The sequence below is a fragment of the Rhodococcus sp. NPDC059968 genome (assembly GCF_042738615.1).
Taxonomy (GTDB): Bacteria; Actinomycetota; Actinomycetes; order Mycobacteriales; family Mycobacteriaceae; genus Rhodococcus_F.
The window spans coordinates 85600-102282 of the sequence record NZ_JBHWUE010000018.1; the positions used below are offsets into that span (position 1 = coordinate 85600).

Consider the following 16683-nt stretch of genomic DNA (forward strand, 5'->3'; position numbering starts at 1 on the left):
AGCCTAGCGCGGCCACGACGCCGGGACGGGATTTACCCGCGCGTGTCCTGCCGCGCGGGCTGTCACGAATGAATTACAGTTGCCCAGGTGCAAAGTCGCGAGCCGGCGCGATAAGGAGGTCAAACGTGCGAGAGCTTCGAGTGATCGGTCTCGAGCCCGATGGATCGCACGTCGTGTGCGCAGATGCCAGTACCGGCGAAAAATTCCGGCTTCCCGCCGATGACAAACTCCGCGCCGCATCCCGCGGGGACATCGCTCGACTCGGCCAGATTGAGATCGAAATGGACAGTCAGCTCAGGCCCCGCGAAATCCAGGCCCGCATCCGTGCCGGCGCCTCCGTCGAACAGGTGGCCGACGAGGCCGGTATCCCCCTGGCGAAGGTGGAGCGTTTCGCCTATCCGGTTCTGCTCGAACGTTCCCGTGCGGCCGAGATGGCGCAGGGTGGACACCCGGTCCGCGACAACGGCCCCGCCGTTCCCACTCTCGCCGAGATCGTCACGCAGGCGTTCCGCGCGCGGGGGCACAACATCGACGACGCCGCATGGGACGCGTGGCGCGACGAGGACAATCACTGGGTCGCCCAGCTGCAGTGGCAGGCCGGGCGGACCACCAACGCGGCGCACTGGCGGTATCAGCCGGACGCGCACGGTGGCACCATCGTCGCGCTCGACGACACCGCGTTCGACCTGATCGATCCCGACTTCGGCCGTCCGCTTCGCGGATTGGCGCCGGTTGTGTCCGACGAGCCGGAGCAACTCGAACTCGCCGAGTTCCCCACCGAGGTGGAGGTGCCGACGATCGAGCCCGAGGAGATCATCGAGGCCGACGTCACCGAGGAACCCGAGGACGAGCCCGCCCCGTCCGAAGAGCCCGCCGCACCCAAGATCGCTCCGCACCAGACGAACAACAAGGACAAGCGCGGCAAACCCGCCCTCCCGTCCTGGGACGACGTCCTGCTCGGTGTCCGCAGCAGCGGACGCTGACCGTCTGCGCGGTGAGCAGGCCGGAAACACGGTCGGGGTCGTACTCTTTCAGGAAGACACCGGAAGAGAGGGATGACCGTGGGGGCGAAGGTATCAACGATCTGGTACGTCGACGTCCCCGACCCTGCGGCTGTGCTGCGCGGCCACCCGGAGCCTGATCTCGACGCGGCGCAGCGGCTCGCCTCTCGCCTCTATCCCGATCTGACGGCCACCCCCACCGGCCCGGTTCCGCTGGCCGAGGCCACGCGGCTCGATGCCGCCGGGACCGTGCACATCGGTTCCTACCCCGGCGTCACCGTCGTGTGCGGGCCCGATCTGGCCGTCCCCCGACCGTCGACTCTGCCCGAAACACGCGTCCGGCCCACCGAATTCGCGAAGACGTACTACGTGGCGTCAAGGCCGGACATCGCGTGGGGCTCGTTCGCGATGTGGGAGGACGGGCACCTGACGCGGTCGTTCAGCGCGACGCCGGTCCACATCCACGAGGACCTCGGCATCCCGCTGGTGTGGGAGAGGCCGTTCTGGGCGGGCGACTTTCCGCTGAAGCATCCGACGGGTGTCCTGCCCGACCCGCAGTCGTTGCCGTTCCACCCGCAGCAGTTCGCCGAGGGCGCCAACCGGGAATGGCTGGGGTTCCGGTACACGGGCGCCCCCGAGGGCACCGAGATCGACCCGAAGTCGCTCACCGTGCTCGGCTTCACCGTTCACCCGCCCGGTGAGGGTCCCGAGGTCGAGCCTCCCGCCGAGGTGGAACAACCCGCCCCGGCCACCCACCCCACACCTCTAGCCGCTCCGCCACCGGCCGCCCGGAAGGGTGGACTGCTCCGCCGCTATTTCGGCTTCTGAGTGGTCGATCCCGGACTACGCGGCGCCGACGAGCATCGCGATCCAACCGGCGAGCACCCCGGCCGCGGCGCCGTACACCAGCCACCGCCACACCGGTGTTCGGCGTAGTCGCCACGCCGACGGCGCCACCCCGGCCACCGCGACGAGTTCGAGGAACACCGCCAGGGCAGGGTTGATCCGGGCGAGCTGCGAGCCGAAGGCCATGATTGCGACCGCCACCACGACGGCGGCGAACCCCGCCACGAGAAGTCCGGCGAACCACGGTGTTCCCGTTTGCGGCGGATACGGGGAATGAGGGTGCAGCATTCTCACCGACCCGTGCGGACGCGCTCGTAGAACGCCATCGCCGCCGCCGTCGCGACGTTGAGTGAGTCCGTTCCGGGTGCCATCGGGATGCGGGCACGAATGTCCGTGGCCCGCATGGCGTGTTCGGTGAGGCCGGGGCCTTCCGCGCCCAGCAGCAACGCCACCTTCTCCCCTGTCATCGCCTCGGCCAGTGTCACCGCCTCGGGATTCGGGGTCAACGAGATCAGCTGGAAACCCCGCTCCCGCAACGCGTCCAGGTCGTGCGGCCACTTCGTCACGTGCGCGAACGGGACCCGGAGAACGTGCCCCATCGACACCCGGACCGCCCGGCGGTACAGCGGGTCGGCGCAGCCCTTGCCGAACACCACGGCGTCGACGCCGAGCCCCGCCGCGTTGCGGAACATCGAGCCCAGGTTCTCGTGATCGTTGACGCCCTCGAGCACCGCGACCGTCCGGGCGTGCTCGAGCACGTCCGACACTTCGAGGGGCGCGGGGCGGCGCGCCGCCGCGAGCACACCCCGGTTGAGATGGAACCCGACGACCTCGGCCATGACGTCCGACGTCGTCCGGTAGAACGGCACGTCCACGTCCGCGAGGTCGCCTCTGAGTTCCTCCAGACGCCGATCGACGCCGAGCAGCGCGATCGGGTCGAACCGGGACGCGAGCAGGCGCTGCGCCACCAGCACACCCTCCGCGATCACCAGGCCCTTGCCCTCGGGGAGGTCGGGACGGCGGTCCGAGGAATTGAGATCGCGGAAGTCGTCCAGCCTGGTGTCGGCCGGATCTGTTATGTCGATGACGTGAACCACCGGTCCATCGTGCCGTATGCGGGGCGTCACAGCGTTGACTCCCCTCCACCGAACGCGAAAGCTCGAAGGAATGAAGCAACTGCACGGACGCACGGCTCTGGTGACCGGCGCCTCCGGCGGTCTCGGCCGCATCGTCGCCCTGGCCCTCGCGCGCGAGGGCGTCGCCGTCGCCGTGTCCGGCCGACGTGAGGACCGACTCGCGGAAGTCGTCGGAGAACTGCGTGCGCTCGGTGTGCGCGCCGAGGCCGTGCCCGCGGACCTGAACCGACTCGGCCAGCTCGATTCGCTGATCGAACGCGCCGAGGCGGCAGTCGGTCCCCTCGACCTCCTCGTGAACAACGCCGGCGTGGAGAACGTCTCGGCCTTCACCCGACTCGACCCCGGTGAGCTCACCGCGATGGTCGATGTGAATCTCACCGCGCCACTACTTCTCACGCGCCGAGTGGTGCCCGGGATGCTGGGCCGCGGTCGCGGTCACGTGGTGTTCATCTCGTCGCTGGCAGCGAAGATCGGTCCGGCGTACTGCGCGCCGTACGCCGCGACGAAGGCCGGGCTGATCGGTCTCACCCAGTCGCTGCGGGCGGAGTACGCAGGCTCGCCTGTCGGTTTCTCCGTGGTGTGCCCCGGATTCATCGCGGGCGACGGCATGTACCAGCGGATGACTGAACGCGGAATCAGGGCCGGCCGGATCACGGGCGAGACCAGCACCGACAAGGTCGCCGCCGCCGTGATCCGGGCAATCCAGCGTGACCGGCCCGAGATCGTCGAGAGCGGAGCACCGATCCGCCCGCTGCTCGCCCTGGCGCAGATCGCGCCGCGACTCGTCGAACGGGCGGCCGCGAGATTCGGCGCCACCGCGATGTTCCGGCGGTTGAGCGAGGACCGCGGCAGGGTGGAGCCGGGCGGTTGACCGCCGGCGGGGTTGTCCGAGTCGCGTATCCGGGGCCGGGCACTCACCTAGGCTCGCGGGCGTGAGTGATTCCACGCCGACGGTCGGTTCGCCTGCGGAACTGGCGCGGGCGCTCGACGCCACCGGCTACCTCGCCGACGACGGCGTCGCGATGGCCGCGTTTCTCGCCATACGTATGGGACGTCCGCTCTTCTGCGAGGGCGAACCCGGCACCGGCAAGACGTCGCTCGCGACCGCGTTGTCGGAAGCGTTCGGTCTGCCGCTGATCCGCCTGCAATGCCATGAGGGCATCGACGCGGCGCAGGCGCTCTACGACTGGGACTTCCCTCGGCAGTTGCTGCACCTGCGGACGCTGGAGGCGGCGAGCGACGGCATGCTCGAGGCCGACACGGTCGAACGCTCGCTGTACACCGAGCGGTTTCTGCTGGCGCGCCCCTTGCTGCGGGCCCTCACCGAGGCGCCGTGCGTGCTGCTCGTCGACGAGATAGACCGCGCCGACGACGAGTTCGAGGCATTCCTGCTGCAGGTACTCGACGAGAATGCCGTCACCATCCCCGAACTCGGCGAGGTGCGGGCGGCGACACCGCCGCTGGTGGTACTCACCTCCAACCGCACCCGCGAGGTGCACGACGCCCTCAAACGCCGCTGCCTGTATCACTGGCTCGAACACCCCGATCTGGCGCGGGAAGTCGCGATCCTGCGCCGCCGCATCCCCGGCATCGGGGCCGAACTCGCCGGCCAGGTCGCCCGGGCCGTCCACTCCCTGCGCGAGATGGAACTGCTCAAGCCGCCGGGAGTGGCCGAGTCGCTGGACTGGGCCCGCGCATTGCGGGAACTCGATCGGGACGTGCTGGACGCGGAGACTGCCGCCGCGACGCTTGGGGCGGTCCTCAAGTACCGCGAGGACCTCGAACGGGTGGCCCGTGCCGGACTGGACCGTCTCCTGGCGGGGTGAGAGGTATGTCCACGACCCCGGACGTCGGCGACCCGCTCGTGGGCATCGCCGGGTTCGCCCACGCCCTCGCGGCGGCGGGACTGTCGGTCGCGTCGGACGCCGTCGCCGCGTTCACGCGGGCCCTCCGCCAGGTGGATGTGGGCGATCCGACTCAGGTGTACTGGGCGGGTCGTGCGACGCTGTGCCGCGGTCCCGACGACATCCCGCGGTACAACTCGGCGTTCGCGGGCTGGTTCGGCGGTACCGTCCCGGCGCGCACGCCGCGGTACGGGGAGCAGCCGCGCCGCGCCGGAACGGCAGCGCTGACCAGGACGGACGGCGGCGACACCGGTGGCGACGCGCCGCATCTGCGGGTCGCCGCGGACGACACCGAGGTGTTGCGCCACCGCGACATCGCCGACCTCACCGCGGCCGAGCGGGCGCACCTCGCCGAGCTGATCGCCTCGCTGCGCCCGCGGCCCCCGACCCGCCCGGCCATCCGGATGCGGCCGGCCCGCCGAGGCGCCGTGGACCCGCGGCGCACGGTGCGGGGCATGCTCGCGGCGGGCGGCGAACCGGTGCGACCGAGCCACCACCGCAAGGCCACCCGGCCACGCCGGATGGTTCTGCTGATCGACGTGTCCGGATCGATGAGCCCGTACGCCGATGCGCTGCTGCGCTTCGCGCACGTCGTCGCCCGCGGCAACCCCGCAGGCACCGAGGTGTTCTCGCTGGGCACCCGGCTGACGCGGCTCTCCCGGGCGCTGCGGGTCCGCGACGCGGAAGTGGCGCTCGCCGCCGCGGGCCGGGCCGTGCCCGACTGGGCGGGCGGCACCCGCCTCGGCGAGACGCTGCGCGCGTTCCTGGACCGCTGGGGCAGGCGGGGCGTGGCCCGCGGCGCCGTCGTGGTGATCTTCTCCGACGGCTGGGAGCGCGGTGACCCGGCCCTGCTCGCGCAACAGATGGCTCAGCTGCGCCGGCTCGCGCGCACCGTGCTGTGGGTGAATCCGCACGCCGGCGCGGACGGGTACGAGCCGGTGCAGTCCGGGATCGCGGCCGCCCTGCCGTACATCGATCGTCTGCTCGCCGGCCACAGTCTCGCGACACTGCAGGAACTGCTCGAGGTCGCGCGCCGAACGTGACCGATCCGGAACCGGTTCCACGATTTCGGGTGTTGTTCGCGCTCCGTCGGCGCAGAGTAGGACGTATCACCTGAGGCTCCCGGCTTTGGAGGCGCGATGCGCATCACTGTCACCGTCGACGGAACGGCATACACGGACGAGGTGGAAGCGCGACTGCTCCTCGTCCACTATCTTCGGGACCGGCTCGGCAAGGTCGGCACCGTCATCGGCTGCGACACCGGAAACTGCGGGGCCTGCACCGTTCATCTGAACGGTCACAGCGTCAAGTCCTGCTCGGTGCTCGCCGTGCAGGCCGACGGCGGCGACGTCCTCACCGTCGAGGGCCTGTCCCGGAACGGGACGTTGCACCCCGTGCAGCAGGCGTTCCGCGACAACCACGCCCTGCAGTGCGGCTACTGCACCCCCGGCATGATCATGCAGACCCTCGACCTGCTCGCCGAGGAACCCGACCCGGACGAGCGGACGGTGCGGTTGGGGTTGGAAGGCAACCTGTGCCGCTGCACCGGATACCAGAACATCGTCAGCGCGGTGCAGGATGCGGCGCAGCGGTTGCGCGGCGGCGGCACGGCAGAAACACCGACGGCGGATGCACCGAAGACCGACACCGCGCAGGGAGGTGTGCGATGACCGCCACCGCCGAACCGGAAATCGGCAAGGCCCGGAAACGCAAGGAAGACGAGCATCTGATCACGGGCCGCACCCGCTGGACCGACAACCTCGTCCTCCCCGGCATGCAGCACCTGGCGATCCTGCGCAGCCCGTTCGCGCACGCCCGCATCACCGGTGTCGACGCCTCAGCCGCCCGCGAGATGCCCGGTGTCGTCGCGGTCCTCACCGGCGCCGATCTCGCCGACGAGCAGGGCAGCCTGCCATGTGCCTGGCCGATCACGCCGGACATGAAGTCGCCGCCGGCCCCGTCCCTCGCGGTCGACGGCGTCAACTTCGCCGGCGAGGCCGTCGCGGTCGTGGTGGCGCGCAGCGCCTACGAGGCGCACGACGCACTCGAGGCGATCGACGTCGAGTACGACGAACTGCCGGTCGTCCTCGATCTCGCGGCCGCGGCCGCCGATGGCGCCGACCTCGTGCACCCGGATCTCGGGACGAACGTCAGCGCCACCTGGACCTTCGACTCGGCGGAGGCCGGTACCGGCGGCGACGTCGAGCAGGCCATCCGCGACGCCGAGGTACTCGTCGAGCGCACCTTCCGGCAGCAGCGGCTGATCCCGGCGTTCATGGAACCCCGCTCGGTGGTGGTCGACCCGACCGGCGCCCAGATCACGATGTGGTCGGCCACGCAGATCCCCCACATCCTGCGGCTGATGCTGGCGATGACACTCGGCATCCCGGAGCACAAACTGCGCGTCGTCGCCCCGGATGTCGGCGGCGGTTTCGGTGGCAAGCTTCAGGTGACGCCGGAGGAAGTGATCGCGCTGCTCGTCGCGCGGCGACTCGGCAAGCCCGTGAAGTACACCGAGTCCCGCAGCGAATCGATGGTCGCGGCACATCACGGACGCGACCAGATCCAGAAACTGACACTCGCCGCCCGCCGCGACGGCACCGTCACCGGGATGAAGGTGGAACTGCTCGCCGACATGGGCGCGTACCTGCGGCTGGTCACGCCGGGGGTTCCGATCCTGGGCGCGTTCATGTTCAACGGCATCTACAAGTTCCCGGCGTATCACTTCACGTGCACCAACGTGTTCACCAACAAGGTGCCCACCGACGCGTACCGCGGGGCGGGGCGCCCGGAGGCGACATTCGCGATCGAGCGGATGATCGACGAACTCGCGACCGAGCTGTCGCTGGATCCGCTGGAGTTGCGGGCGAAGAACTGGATCACCCACGAGGAGTTCCCGTTCGACACCGTCGCGGGCCTGACGTACGACTCCGGCAACTACGAGGCCGCCACCGCACGCGCGCGGGAGTTGTTCGACTACGACGGGCTCCGGCGCGAACAGGCGGAGCGCCGCGAGCGGAAGGACCCGGTGCAACTCGGCATCGGAGTGTCCACGTTCACCGAGATGTGCGGTCTGGCGCCGTCGCGCACCCTCGGCGCGCTGGCCTACGGGGCCGGCGGGTGGGAACACGCGGCGATCCGGATGCTGCCCACCGGCAAGGTCGAGGTGGTCACTGGTTCCTCTGCGCACGGCCAGGGGCACGAGACCGCGTGGAGCCAGGTGGTCGCGGATCAGCTCGGGGTTCCATTCGAGGACATCGAGGTGCTGCACGGTGACACCCAGACGTCGCCGCGAGGCATGGACACGTACGGTTCCCGGTCTTTGGCGGTCGGGGCGATCGCGGTGGTGAAGGCCGCCGAGAAGGTGATCGCGAAGGCCAGGCCCATCGCGGCGCACCTGATGGAGTGCGCCGAGGACGATCTCGAGTTCACCGAGGGCCGGTTCCGGGTGAAGGGCACCGAGAAGGCGGTCGGCATCGCCGATGTCGCGCTCGCCGTGTTCGCCGCGCACGACCTGCCCGAGGGTGTGGAGCCGAATCTGGACTCCGAGGCCACGTACGACCCGGAGAACTTCTCGTTCCCGCACGGCACGCACCTGTGCGCGGTGGAGGTGGACACCGAGACCGGGAAGGTCGGCATCCGCTCCTACGTGTGCGTCGACGACATCGGGCACGTGGTCAACCCGCTGATCGTGGAGGGTCAGGTGCACGGCGGACTCGCCCAGGGCATCGCGCAGGCCCTGTACGAGGAGGCGGTGTACGACGAGTCGGGCACCCTGCTGTCGGGTTCCTTCGCCGAGTACCTGGTGCCGTCGGCGGCGGATCTGCCGTCGTTCACCACGGGCCGCACCGAGACTCCCGCCACCGGTAATCCGCTCGGCGTCAAGGGGGTCGGTGAGGCGGGGACGATCGCGTCCACCCCCGCCGTCGTCAATGCCGTCCTCGACGCCGTCCGCCAGTTCGGGGTACGTGACGTCGAGATGCCGTGTACTCCGATGCGGGTCTGGCACGCCATCCGCGCCGCTCAGGGAGGTGCCCGATGATTCCGCCGCGCTTCGACTACGTGTCCCCGACCTCCGTCGAACAGGCGGTGGCCGCGCTCGCCGAGGCCGGGGAGGACGCCAAGATACTCGCGGGCGGCCAGAGCCTGCTGCCGGTGCTGCGGCTGCGGTTGTCTTCGCCGAGCACCCTCGTCGACCTGGGCCGGATCGGTGAGTTGCGCGGTGTCCGCGACGACGGGGACAGCATCGTGATCGGTGCGATGACCACGTACTACGACGTGATCCGCGACCCGCTCGTCCACGAGCACGCGCTGCTGCTCGTCGAGGCCACCCGCACCGTCGCCGATCCGCAGATCCGGCACCGCGGCACACTGGGTGGTGCTCTGGCGCATGCCGATCCGGCCGGTGACCTGTGCGCCCCCGCGCTGGCACTCGACGCCACCCTGACCGCCGTGGGTACCGCGGGCAGGCGGAGCATCCCGGTCGCGGACTTCTTCGAGGGCTACTACACCACCACGCTGCGACCGGACGAGATCCTCGTGGACGTGCGGGTTCCCAAGCACACCGGCTGGGAGGCGCGGTACGAGAAATTCAACACGGTCGCGGAGGCGTGGTCGATCGTAGGAGTGGCCGCGACGATCCAGGTCGACGGCGGCACCATCCGGCAGGCCCGGGTGGCGCTGACCAACATGGGGTCCGTACCGGTTCGGGCTCGCGGCGTCGAGGATGCGCTCGTAGGCAATGCCGCCGATCCCGAGCTGATCCGGGCGGCGGCCGAACACGCCGCCGAGGGCACCGACCCGGTCACCGACGGCAACGCCGACGCCGAGTACCGCAGCCACCTCGCGAGAGTGCTGACCCGGCGGGCCGTGGCGACGGCGGTCGGCGTCTGAACGGTTGCGGCGGCCGTCATCGCCGCGGGTCGCGGCTCGCTTCCACGGCCTGCTCGGTGGCGTCGCAGACCACCGGGTGCGGTTCGAGAACGTTGTGCAGTTCGATCACCGGGAGATAGCTGCCGGTGTCCGGTCTGCGCACCGTCACCCGCACCCGCTGGTGCCGCATCAGGTACAGGGCCGCGCCGATCCCGCTCACCAGGGAGATCGCGCCTCCGATCACGAGCGGGGCGCGGGGGTCGAGGACGTCGGCCAGCCATCCCAGAACGGGACTGCCCAGCGGGGTGCCGCCGAGGAAACAGAGCATGTAGATGCCCATCACCCGGCCGCGCATCTCCGACGGCACGGACATCTGCAGGATGTTCATCGCCGCCGTCGTGAACGTCAGCGTGAGCGCGCCGGTCGGGACGAGCATGATCGCGACCAGCACATAGGTGGGCATGAGTCCCACCAGGATCTCGAAGGCTCCGAAGGCGGCCGCCGCCCCGAGGAATGTGCGCAGCCGCGGCGGGGTCTTGCGTTTCGCGGCGATCGTGGCACCGGCCAGCGTGCCCACAGCGAGAGTCGTCGACAACAGTCCGTAGGCGTCCGCGCCGCGATCGAACGTGTTGCGGGCGAGAACGGCGAGACTGATCGGGAAGTTCAGCCCGAACGTCGACACCATGAACACCGCCACCATCAGCACCCGCAGGTCGGTGCGGCCCCACACGTAACGGAAACCCTCGCGGACCTGCCCTTTCCCGCGCTGCGCCTGGGGTGCCGTGAACAGGTCGCGGGTGTTCATCATCAGCAGCGCGATCAGCACACCGGTGAACGTGCCCACGTTGAGCAGGAACACCCACCCCGTGCCGATGAGGGTGATCAGCACACCGGAGATCGCCGGGCCGATGATGCGAGCCGTGTTGAATGTCATCGAGTTCAGGGCGATGGCATTGGGCAGCGACTCCTTGCCGACCATCTCGATCGTGAACGACTGCCGCGCCGGCGCGTCGATCGCCGACGCGCAGCCGAGCAGAAACGCGATGAGGTAGACGTGCCACAGGACCACCAGCCCGCCGACGTCCAGCACCCCGAGCACCAGTGCGCACACCGCCATCGACACCTGCGTCGCGATCAGGATGCGCCGCTTGTCGTATCGGTCGGCGAGCACGCCGCCCCACACGGACAGGAACAGGGTCGGACCGAACTGCAGTGCCATCACGATGCCGACGGCGAGCGCATTACCGTTCGACAGCGTCAGGACGAGCCAGTCCTGCGCCACCCGCTGCATCCAGGTTCCGACGAGGGAGACGATCTGCCCCGAGGCCCACAACCGGTAGTTCCGGGTGCGGAGAGCGGCGAACATGCCGGTCTTCGGCTGGGCTGAGGCGGTGGTCTCGGATTCGGGCGGCACACATCCATCTTGCTCCCGGCCCCGGAATCGGAACGACCAGCCCCGCGCGGAACATCGCGGCATCCGTCGTCGACGCGATCGGCTCGCGCAGAAAACTCAGTGACACAGCACCATTCGCCGCGGGGACTACTCCGACTCGGCGACGATGGACGTGATGATGCCGACCGCGTCGCGGAGGGTCTTCAGCTGAGCCTCGTCGAGCCCGGAGAGCCGCTCGTTCATCCACGCCTCGCGGGCGTGGGTCTCGTCGGCGATCAGCGCGTGACCGGCATCCGACAGCGTGACGATGATCTGCCGTCCGTCGGTGGGATGCGGTGCCCGCTCGACCAGTCCCAGTTCGACCAGCGAAGCGATGACCCGGGTCATCGACGGCGGCTGCACCTTCTCACGAGCCGCGAGATTGCCCGGCGTCATGGCGCCGTCGCGGGCGAGGGTGGCCAGAGCCGACAGCTGGGTCAGCGATACCTGGGCGTCGACGCGGCGCCCACGCAGGTGACGCGTGAGGCGCACGACAGCCAGGGACAGGTCACTGGCGAGTGCTCGCGTATCCGTGGTCACGGGAATGACAATACGGGACCGATCCGCCGCCGTTTACGTTACTGCGTCGGTGATCGGACCGACCGCGAAGTAGGCCACGAAGAGAAGCGCCACCACCCACATCAACGGGTGAATCTTCTTGATACCACCGCTCGCAGCATTGAGGACGACCCACGACACGAATCCGACGCCGATGCCGTTGGCGATCGAGTACGTGAACGGCATGACGGCGATGGTGAGGAACGCGGGCAACGCGATCGAGAACTGGGTGAAATCGATGTCGCGGACCTGACCGATCATCATCGCGCCCACCACGACCAGCGCCGGCGCGGCCGCCTCGATCGGCACCACCGAATACAGCGGGGTCAGGAACATCGCGGCCAGAAACAGCAGTCCCGTCACCACATTCGCGAGTCCGGTGCGGGCGCCCTCGGCGATACCCGAAGCGGATTCGACGAACACGGTGTTGGACGACGCCGACGCGCCGCCGCCGACGATGGCGCCGGTGCCCTCGACGACCAGGGCCCGTCCGATGTTGGGCAGATTGCCGTCCTCGTCGGTGAGACCGGCCTCCTTGCCGAGCCCGGTCATCGTGCCCATGGCGTCGAAGAAGTTGGCGAGCACGAGCGTGAACACCAGGAGGCTGGCCGCAAGTACGCCGATGCGGGTGAACGCGCCGAAGATGCTGACGTCGCCGACGAGGCTGAGGTCCGGAAGTTCCGCCAGCACTTCGGGAGCGGCCGGGACGCTGAGGTTCCAGCCCTGGGGGTTCACGCCCAGCGACGGTCCGACGCCGGCGACGGCCTCGATGATCGCGGCCAGCACGGTGGTGACGACGATGCCGATGAGCAGACCGCCGCGCACCTTGCGCACCACCAGGACACCCATCAGCAGCACACCGAACACGAACGTCACGGTCGGCCAGGAGGAGATCGATCCGTTGATGCCCAGGCCGACGGGGACGGTGGTGCCCGCGACGTCCGGGATGCGCCGGACGAACCCGGCGTCGACGAGACCGATGAACGCGATGAACATGCCGATACCGGCGGCGATGGCGGATTTGAGCTCGGCCGGAATGGCATTGAAGACGGCGGTCCGGAATCCGGTGAGCGCCAACACGACGATGATGACACCGTCGATCACCACGAGGCCCATCGCCTCGGGCCAGGTGACCTGCGGTGCGATGGTGACGGCGAGAAGACTGTTGATGCCGAGGCCCGCCGCGATCGCGAACGGATAGTTCGCGACGACCCCGAACACGATGCTCATCAGCCCCGCCACCAGGGCCGTGACCGCGGCCACCTGGTTGACGGGAAGGATGTTGCCGAGGACGTCGGTCTTCGCGACGGCGTCGTCGGGTGAGAAGCTGCCGAGGATGAGCGGGTTCAGCACCACGATGTATGCCATCGCTACGAACGTCACCACTCCGCCGCGGATCTCCGCGCCTACCGTCGAACCACGCTCGGTGATCTTGAAGTAGTTGTCGAGCAGTTTCGGAGCAGCACCCATTGTTCAGTCCCCATCGCCAGAAGTCGCGCGTCGCCCTTGGAGATTAGGGCACCACCGCGAGGGTAGCGTTCATTCGGTGAACGAATCCGCAGATCGCCCACCCCTCACTCAGCGCCTCGCCGACCCGCGACCTGCGCTGATACTGGGAACGCTGGCGTGGGCGGTCGCGATCGTCGTGGTGATCGTCACGGGCGACCGGTGGTTGGATGCGCTTCCGACGTGTATAGCGGGGGTCGTCGTCGGATTCCTCGGCTACGGACTGTTCGCGTTGCAGCGGCGGGCGGCCCGGCGCGGAAGCCGCGGGGCGCAGCAGGGACTGCTCTAGTGATACAGCAGGGACTGCTCTACCTCTAGGTCCGGGCGCGGCGGGGCCGGGTGCGGGTCAGCAGGATCCAGAACGCCGCCCACAACGCGCCGAACGCCCACCCGGCGAGGACGTCGGTCATCCAGTGTGCGGCAAGGTAGACGCGCGACAGCCCCACCGCCAGCGTGTACAGCACCAGCAGGAAGACCAGCGCGATCCGGACGTGCCCCACCAGCACGACCCGGAGGGTCACGGCGACGAGAACGCTCGCGAGGATCGCAGTCATCATCGCGTGACCGGACGGGAACGAGAACGACGAGATCTCCACCAGGCGATCCGGCAGTGGCGGGCGCTGCCGTTCGAACAGATTCTTGAGCGTGGTCATCACGGCCAGACCCGACAGCATCGCGCCGGCCACGAGTACGGCTTCGCGGCGACGGTCCTGCAGCAGGAGGGCCGTCGTCAGGACGGTGGACACGATCCAGGCCGCGACCGTTCCTCCGCTGTTGGTGACGACGGTGACGACATCGATCAACCACGGTGTGCGATCTCCGACGGCACTGTCGAGAACGCTCTGGTCAAACGACACCGGCGGCGCCCCACGTGCCTTCGGCCCACGACTCGGAGCAATGGGTGGTCCCCTGCTCGTCCACCCACCACGGGACCGCGATCTCGGTGTCGACCGCGCCGGTGAGCTTCACCGTGAGCCGGGGATGGACGACGACGGGCCCGTGCGGCAGGTCGCGGCCGAGTGCGGCGAAGGCGAGCACCGCGGCCGGTTCGCGATCCCACGCGGATTCACGGCCGGAGCCGGTGACGGTGCCGCGGATCGCCGCGGACGCGAGGGGAAGGTCCAGCAGGTCGGCGAGAGCCTCGGCGGTGTCCAGGCTCCCGACCACCAGGCGCTCGCGCGGCACCGCGGCGGCCAGCCACGGTGCGTCCAGCACCAGGGCGTCGCCGGGGTCGACGAGTGCACCCGTCAGGCCGCGCACGTGTTCGGGCAGGTGGAGTTCCTCGAGGTCGAGACGATGTGCGGCCGCGGCCGCCGAGAGCAGGCTGTGTGCCCGCGCGATCACCGCCGGGCTCGGTTCGCGGTCCGGATCGGCCAGTCGGTCCAGGAGTAGCTGCGCGAGTTCGGGAGAGTCGACCGTCGAAGGCGCCAGGGCCGCCGCGAACACGGCGGACTCCGGGTGCTCGACGGGGTCGAGCAGTCCGGCGAACGTCTCGTCCGTGGGATCGCGGAGCAGGCCGAGCACCTGACCGTCCAACTCTGCGTTGTGACGCAGCCACCAGGCCGTGTACCCGGCGCGGTCGGCGAGCAGCGGACGCGTCGACGGATCACGGGCGAGCATCGTCAGCGCCTGCGGCCAGCGGTCCTCGTCCACCAGGTCCAGGTCGCGCACGGCCCCGATCTCGTCGGGATCGTCGTCGAGCGTGTCCCACCAGCGGTCCTCGTCGTCGAGGTCGTGATCGGGGCCGGTGGGGAGTTCGGCGCGCAGCACGGTGAAACCCCAGCCGACGCCCACGGCGCGGAGGGCGCCCTCCCCCACCCGCTCGGCGAACGCGGCGTCCACGCACGCGAACGGTGAGTCGTCCACCAGGACGTCGGCGAGAGGCGCACCGGGCAACAGCAATTCGTCCGCACCGCGCAACTCCCCGTCGACATCCGGGAGGGGCAGCTGGCCGAGCCACGACGGCAATGTGCCGGGGTCGACCCGCCCGGCGAGTGCGAGCACCGCGGTCGACAGTTCTTCTGCCGCCGCCGCGTCGTCGGGGTCGAGGTCCTCGATCACGGCCCGCAACGCCGGATCCGAGAGCAGGTCGACGGCCGTGGCGGTCTTCGCGCCGAGCCTCGACAGCAGCGGGTGCGCGGCATCCGGGTGGACGAGCCGCGTCCAGTCGACCCCCAGGACACCGTCGATGTCGTGACCCAGCAACACCGTTCGCGGACCGGTCACCGTGCGGCCGTCGGACAGCGGAACCGGGATCGACGCCAGTTCCTCCGCCGCGAGGGCGTCGACGGCCAGCGGTTCGAGCGCCGCATACAGGCGCTGCCACCAGGACGGTGTCCGTTCGATGCCACTGAGAAGTTCGGTGAGGCGGGCCAGGCCGAGGCGGTGGGCGTCGACGGCGGCCAGCGCGGGCGCCCAGCGTGGGCCGGACAGATCCGGGACGACCAGGCCGTCGACGATCTCGGCGAGGAGTTCGGCGAGTTCGTCGGTGAGACCGGGGACCACGGACGCCCGAGCGGGGGCCTTGTTCGTGCCGTCGACGGTCGGCAGCCAGGGCTGCTCCCGGAGTTCGGCGACGAGATGGTCGCGCAACGCCGAGTCCACCTCGCTGCGTGCGAACGCGGGAACGGGAACCAGCGACAGTCGCTGCTCGGGCGGCACCGCGGCCACGAACTCGGCGTATCCGGACGCCAAGTCGCCGGTCGATGCGCCGGGCAGGATGCGCCTGCGGTCGGGTTGCATCGCGATGTCCGCGACGAGGATCGCGGGTATCGACAGTTCCTCGTCCGACCGTGTGGGGGCGCGCAGGACGTCCTCCGTCACGGGTGAGACGACGCCGTCGCGGACCGGGACGAGCCAGCGTGCGCGCCCGGACTCGTACTGCCACCAGCGGTCGTCGCCGATCGCGACCTCGGTCAACCCAGAATCGAGTGGTCGTTCGCGGCGGCGGAACTGCTTGTCGCCCACGGAGATCGAGACGAGCGCCGGCAGTTCGAGCAGAAGGTCGGGTGCTTCGCGGGCCATGTAGGCGAGCAGCGACTCGCCGTCCACGTCCTCGCGCAGCGTCAACACGACTTCCGACGCCGCGCCTGCGGCCGGGCGGTTCTCCGTCGGCCACGCCAACCGCAGGGCGGGCACGTCCGCTCCCGGGTCCGCACCGTCGAGTTCCCGGAGCTCCGACCTCGTCCGTTCCGCGGAGAACAGCACCGAACCGGACGTCGACCGCAGTTCGACCTCGTCGCTCACCGACAGCACCGCCGTGAAACCGACACCGTAGCGGCCGACGGTCGTCCCGGATTTGTTCGACGCCCGCAACGCGACCAGCGCCTGGACTCCCGGCTCGTCCAGCGGCGTGCCCGTGTTGGACACGCTCAGGACGCGTCCGTCGAGTTGCACGGACAGCTCACCGGGCACTTCGGCGCGGGCGG

16 protein-coding genes are annotated in these 16683 nt (G+C 69.8%); 9 read left to right on the forward strand and 7 right to left on the reverse strand.

Going from position 1 to position 16683, the window contains the following annotated elements; translation table 11 throughout:
• Positions 1 to 125 precede the first annotated feature (125 nt).
• On the forward strand, positions 126 to 983 hold the full coding sequence (gene sepH / locus ACFWAY_RS17370; RefSeq protein WP_378511392.1) for a septation protein SepH: 858 nt from the start codon (positions 126 to 128) through the stop codon (positions 981 to 983).
• A 72-nt stretch (positions 984 to 1055) separates the two neighbouring features.
• Positions 1056 to 1829: a DUF6928 family protein gene (locus tag ACFWAY_RS17375; RefSeq protein ID WP_378511393.1), complete on the forward strand. Its 774-nt coding sequence runs from the start codon at positions 1056 to 1058 to the stop codon at positions 1827 to 1829.
• A gap of 15 nt (positions 1830 to 1844) precedes the next feature.
• On the opposite strand, the gene ACFWAY_RS17380 is transcribed toward ACFWAY_RS17375, so the two are convergent.
• Positions 1845 to 2135, reverse strand: coding sequence for a DUF2537 domain-containing protein (locus tag ACFWAY_RS17380; RefSeq protein WP_378511394.1), 291 nt, complete (start codon positions 2133 to 2135; stop codon positions 1845 to 1847).
• Positions 2136 to 2137: 2 nt separating this feature from the next.
• Positions 2138 to 2944, reverse strand: coding sequence for a TrmH family RNA methyltransferase (locus tag ACFWAY_RS17385; protein WP_378456452.1), 807 nt, complete (start codon positions 2942 to 2944; stop codon positions 2138 to 2140).
• Between the two features lie 70 nt (positions 2945 to 3014).
• Here ACFWAY_RS17385 and ACFWAY_RS17390 point away from each other — a divergent pair, with 70 nt between their 5' ends.
• The 6 genes from ACFWAY_RS17390 to ACFWAY_RS17415 all read left to right on the forward strand — a co-directional run bounded on the left by ACFWAY_RS17390 (position 3015) and on the right by ACFWAY_RS17415 (position 9780).
• Complete coding sequence (locus ACFWAY_RS17390) at positions 3015 to 3854, forward strand: SDR family NAD(P)-dependent oxidoreductase (RefSeq protein ID WP_378456453.1); 840 nt, start codon at positions 3015 to 3017, stop codon at positions 3852 to 3854.
• 61 nt (positions 3855 to 3915) lie between these two features.
• Positions 3916 to 4809 (forward strand): AAA family ATPase, encoded by an 894-nt coding sequence (locus ACFWAY_RS17395; protein ID WP_378511395.1) that lies wholly within the window; start codon positions 3916 to 3918, stop codon positions 4807 to 4809.
• 5 nt (positions 4810 to 4814) lie between these two features.
• Complete coding sequence (locus tag ACFWAY_RS17400) at positions 4815 to 5930, forward strand: VWA domain-containing protein (protein WP_378511396.1); 1116 nt, start codon at positions 4815 to 4817, stop codon at positions 5928 to 5930.
• A 96-nt stretch (positions 5931 to 6026) separates the two neighbouring features.
• Positions 6027 to 6557 (forward strand): (2Fe-2S)-binding protein, encoded by a 531-nt coding sequence (locus ACFWAY_RS17405; protein ID WP_378511397.1) that lies wholly within the window; start codon positions 6027 to 6029, stop codon positions 6555 to 6557.
• On the forward strand, positions 6554 to 8929 hold the full coding sequence (locus tag ACFWAY_RS17410) for a xanthine dehydrogenase family protein molybdopterin-binding subunit (RefSeq protein WP_378456457.1): 2376 nt from the start codon (positions 6554 to 6556) through the stop codon (positions 8927 to 8929). Before ACFWAY_RS17405 ends, ACFWAY_RS17410 begins: the two co-directional genes overlap by 4 nt.
• The gene (locus ACFWAY_RS17415; protein WP_378456458.1) at positions 8926 to 9780 is read left to right on the forward strand and encodes an FAD binding domain-containing protein; all 855 of its coding nucleotides are present in this window, start codon (positions 8926 to 8928) and stop codon (positions 9778 to 9780) included. Before ACFWAY_RS17410 ends, ACFWAY_RS17415 begins: the two co-directional genes overlap by 4 nt.
• 16 nt (positions 9781 to 9796) lie before the next feature.
• Here ACFWAY_RS17415 and ACFWAY_RS17420 read toward each other — a convergent pair whose 3' ends face one another.
• The 3 genes from ACFWAY_RS17420 to ACFWAY_RS17430 all read right to left on the reverse strand — a co-directional run bounded on the left by ACFWAY_RS17420 (position 9797) and on the right by ACFWAY_RS17430 (position 13219).
• Positions 9797 to 11125 carry an MFS transporter gene (locus ACFWAY_RS17420; RefSeq protein WP_378511417.1) on the reverse strand — a complete coding sequence of 443 codons (1329 nt, stop codon included), beginning with the start codon at positions 11123 to 11125 and terminating at the stop codon, positions 9797 to 9799.
• Between the two features lie 174 nt (positions 11126 to 11299).
• On the reverse strand, positions 11300 to 11731 hold the full coding sequence (locus ACFWAY_RS17425) for a MarR family winged helix-turn-helix transcriptional regulator (RefSeq protein ID WP_378456459.1): 432 nt from the start codon (positions 11729 to 11731) through the stop codon (positions 11300 to 11302).
• Between the two features lie 33 nt (positions 11732 to 11764).
• Positions 11765 to 13219 (reverse strand): NCS2 family permease, encoded by a 1455-nt coding sequence (locus tag ACFWAY_RS17430; protein WP_378511398.1) that lies wholly within the window; start codon positions 13217 to 13219, stop codon positions 11765 to 11767.
• A 76-nt stretch (positions 13220 to 13295) separates the two neighbouring features.
• On the opposite strand from ACFWAY_RS17430, the gene ACFWAY_RS17435 reads away from it, so the two are divergent.
• Positions 13296 to 13544, forward strand: coding sequence for a DUF2530 domain-containing protein (locus ACFWAY_RS17435; RefSeq protein WP_378511399.1), 249 nt, complete (start codon positions 13296 to 13298; stop codon positions 13542 to 13544).
• A gap of 25 nt (positions 13545 to 13569) precedes the next feature.
• On the opposite strand, the gene ACFWAY_RS17440 is transcribed toward ACFWAY_RS17435, so the two are convergent.
• Both ACFWAY_RS17440 and ACFWAY_RS17445 read right to left on the reverse strand, forming a co-directional pair.
• Positions 13570 to 14112 carry a phosphatase PAP2 family protein gene (locus tag ACFWAY_RS17440; protein ID WP_378511400.1) on the reverse strand — a complete coding sequence of 181 codons (543 nt, stop codon included), beginning with the start codon at positions 14110 to 14112 and terminating at the stop codon, positions 13570 to 13572.
• A complete protein-coding gene (locus ACFWAY_RS17445; protein WP_378511418.1) occupies positions 14102 to 16669 on the reverse strand; it encodes an ATP-binding protein in 2568 nt (855 codons plus the stop codon). Before ACFWAY_RS17445 ends, ACFWAY_RS17440 begins: the two co-directional genes overlap by 11 nt.
• Positions 16670 to 16683: the final 14 nt, after the last annotated feature.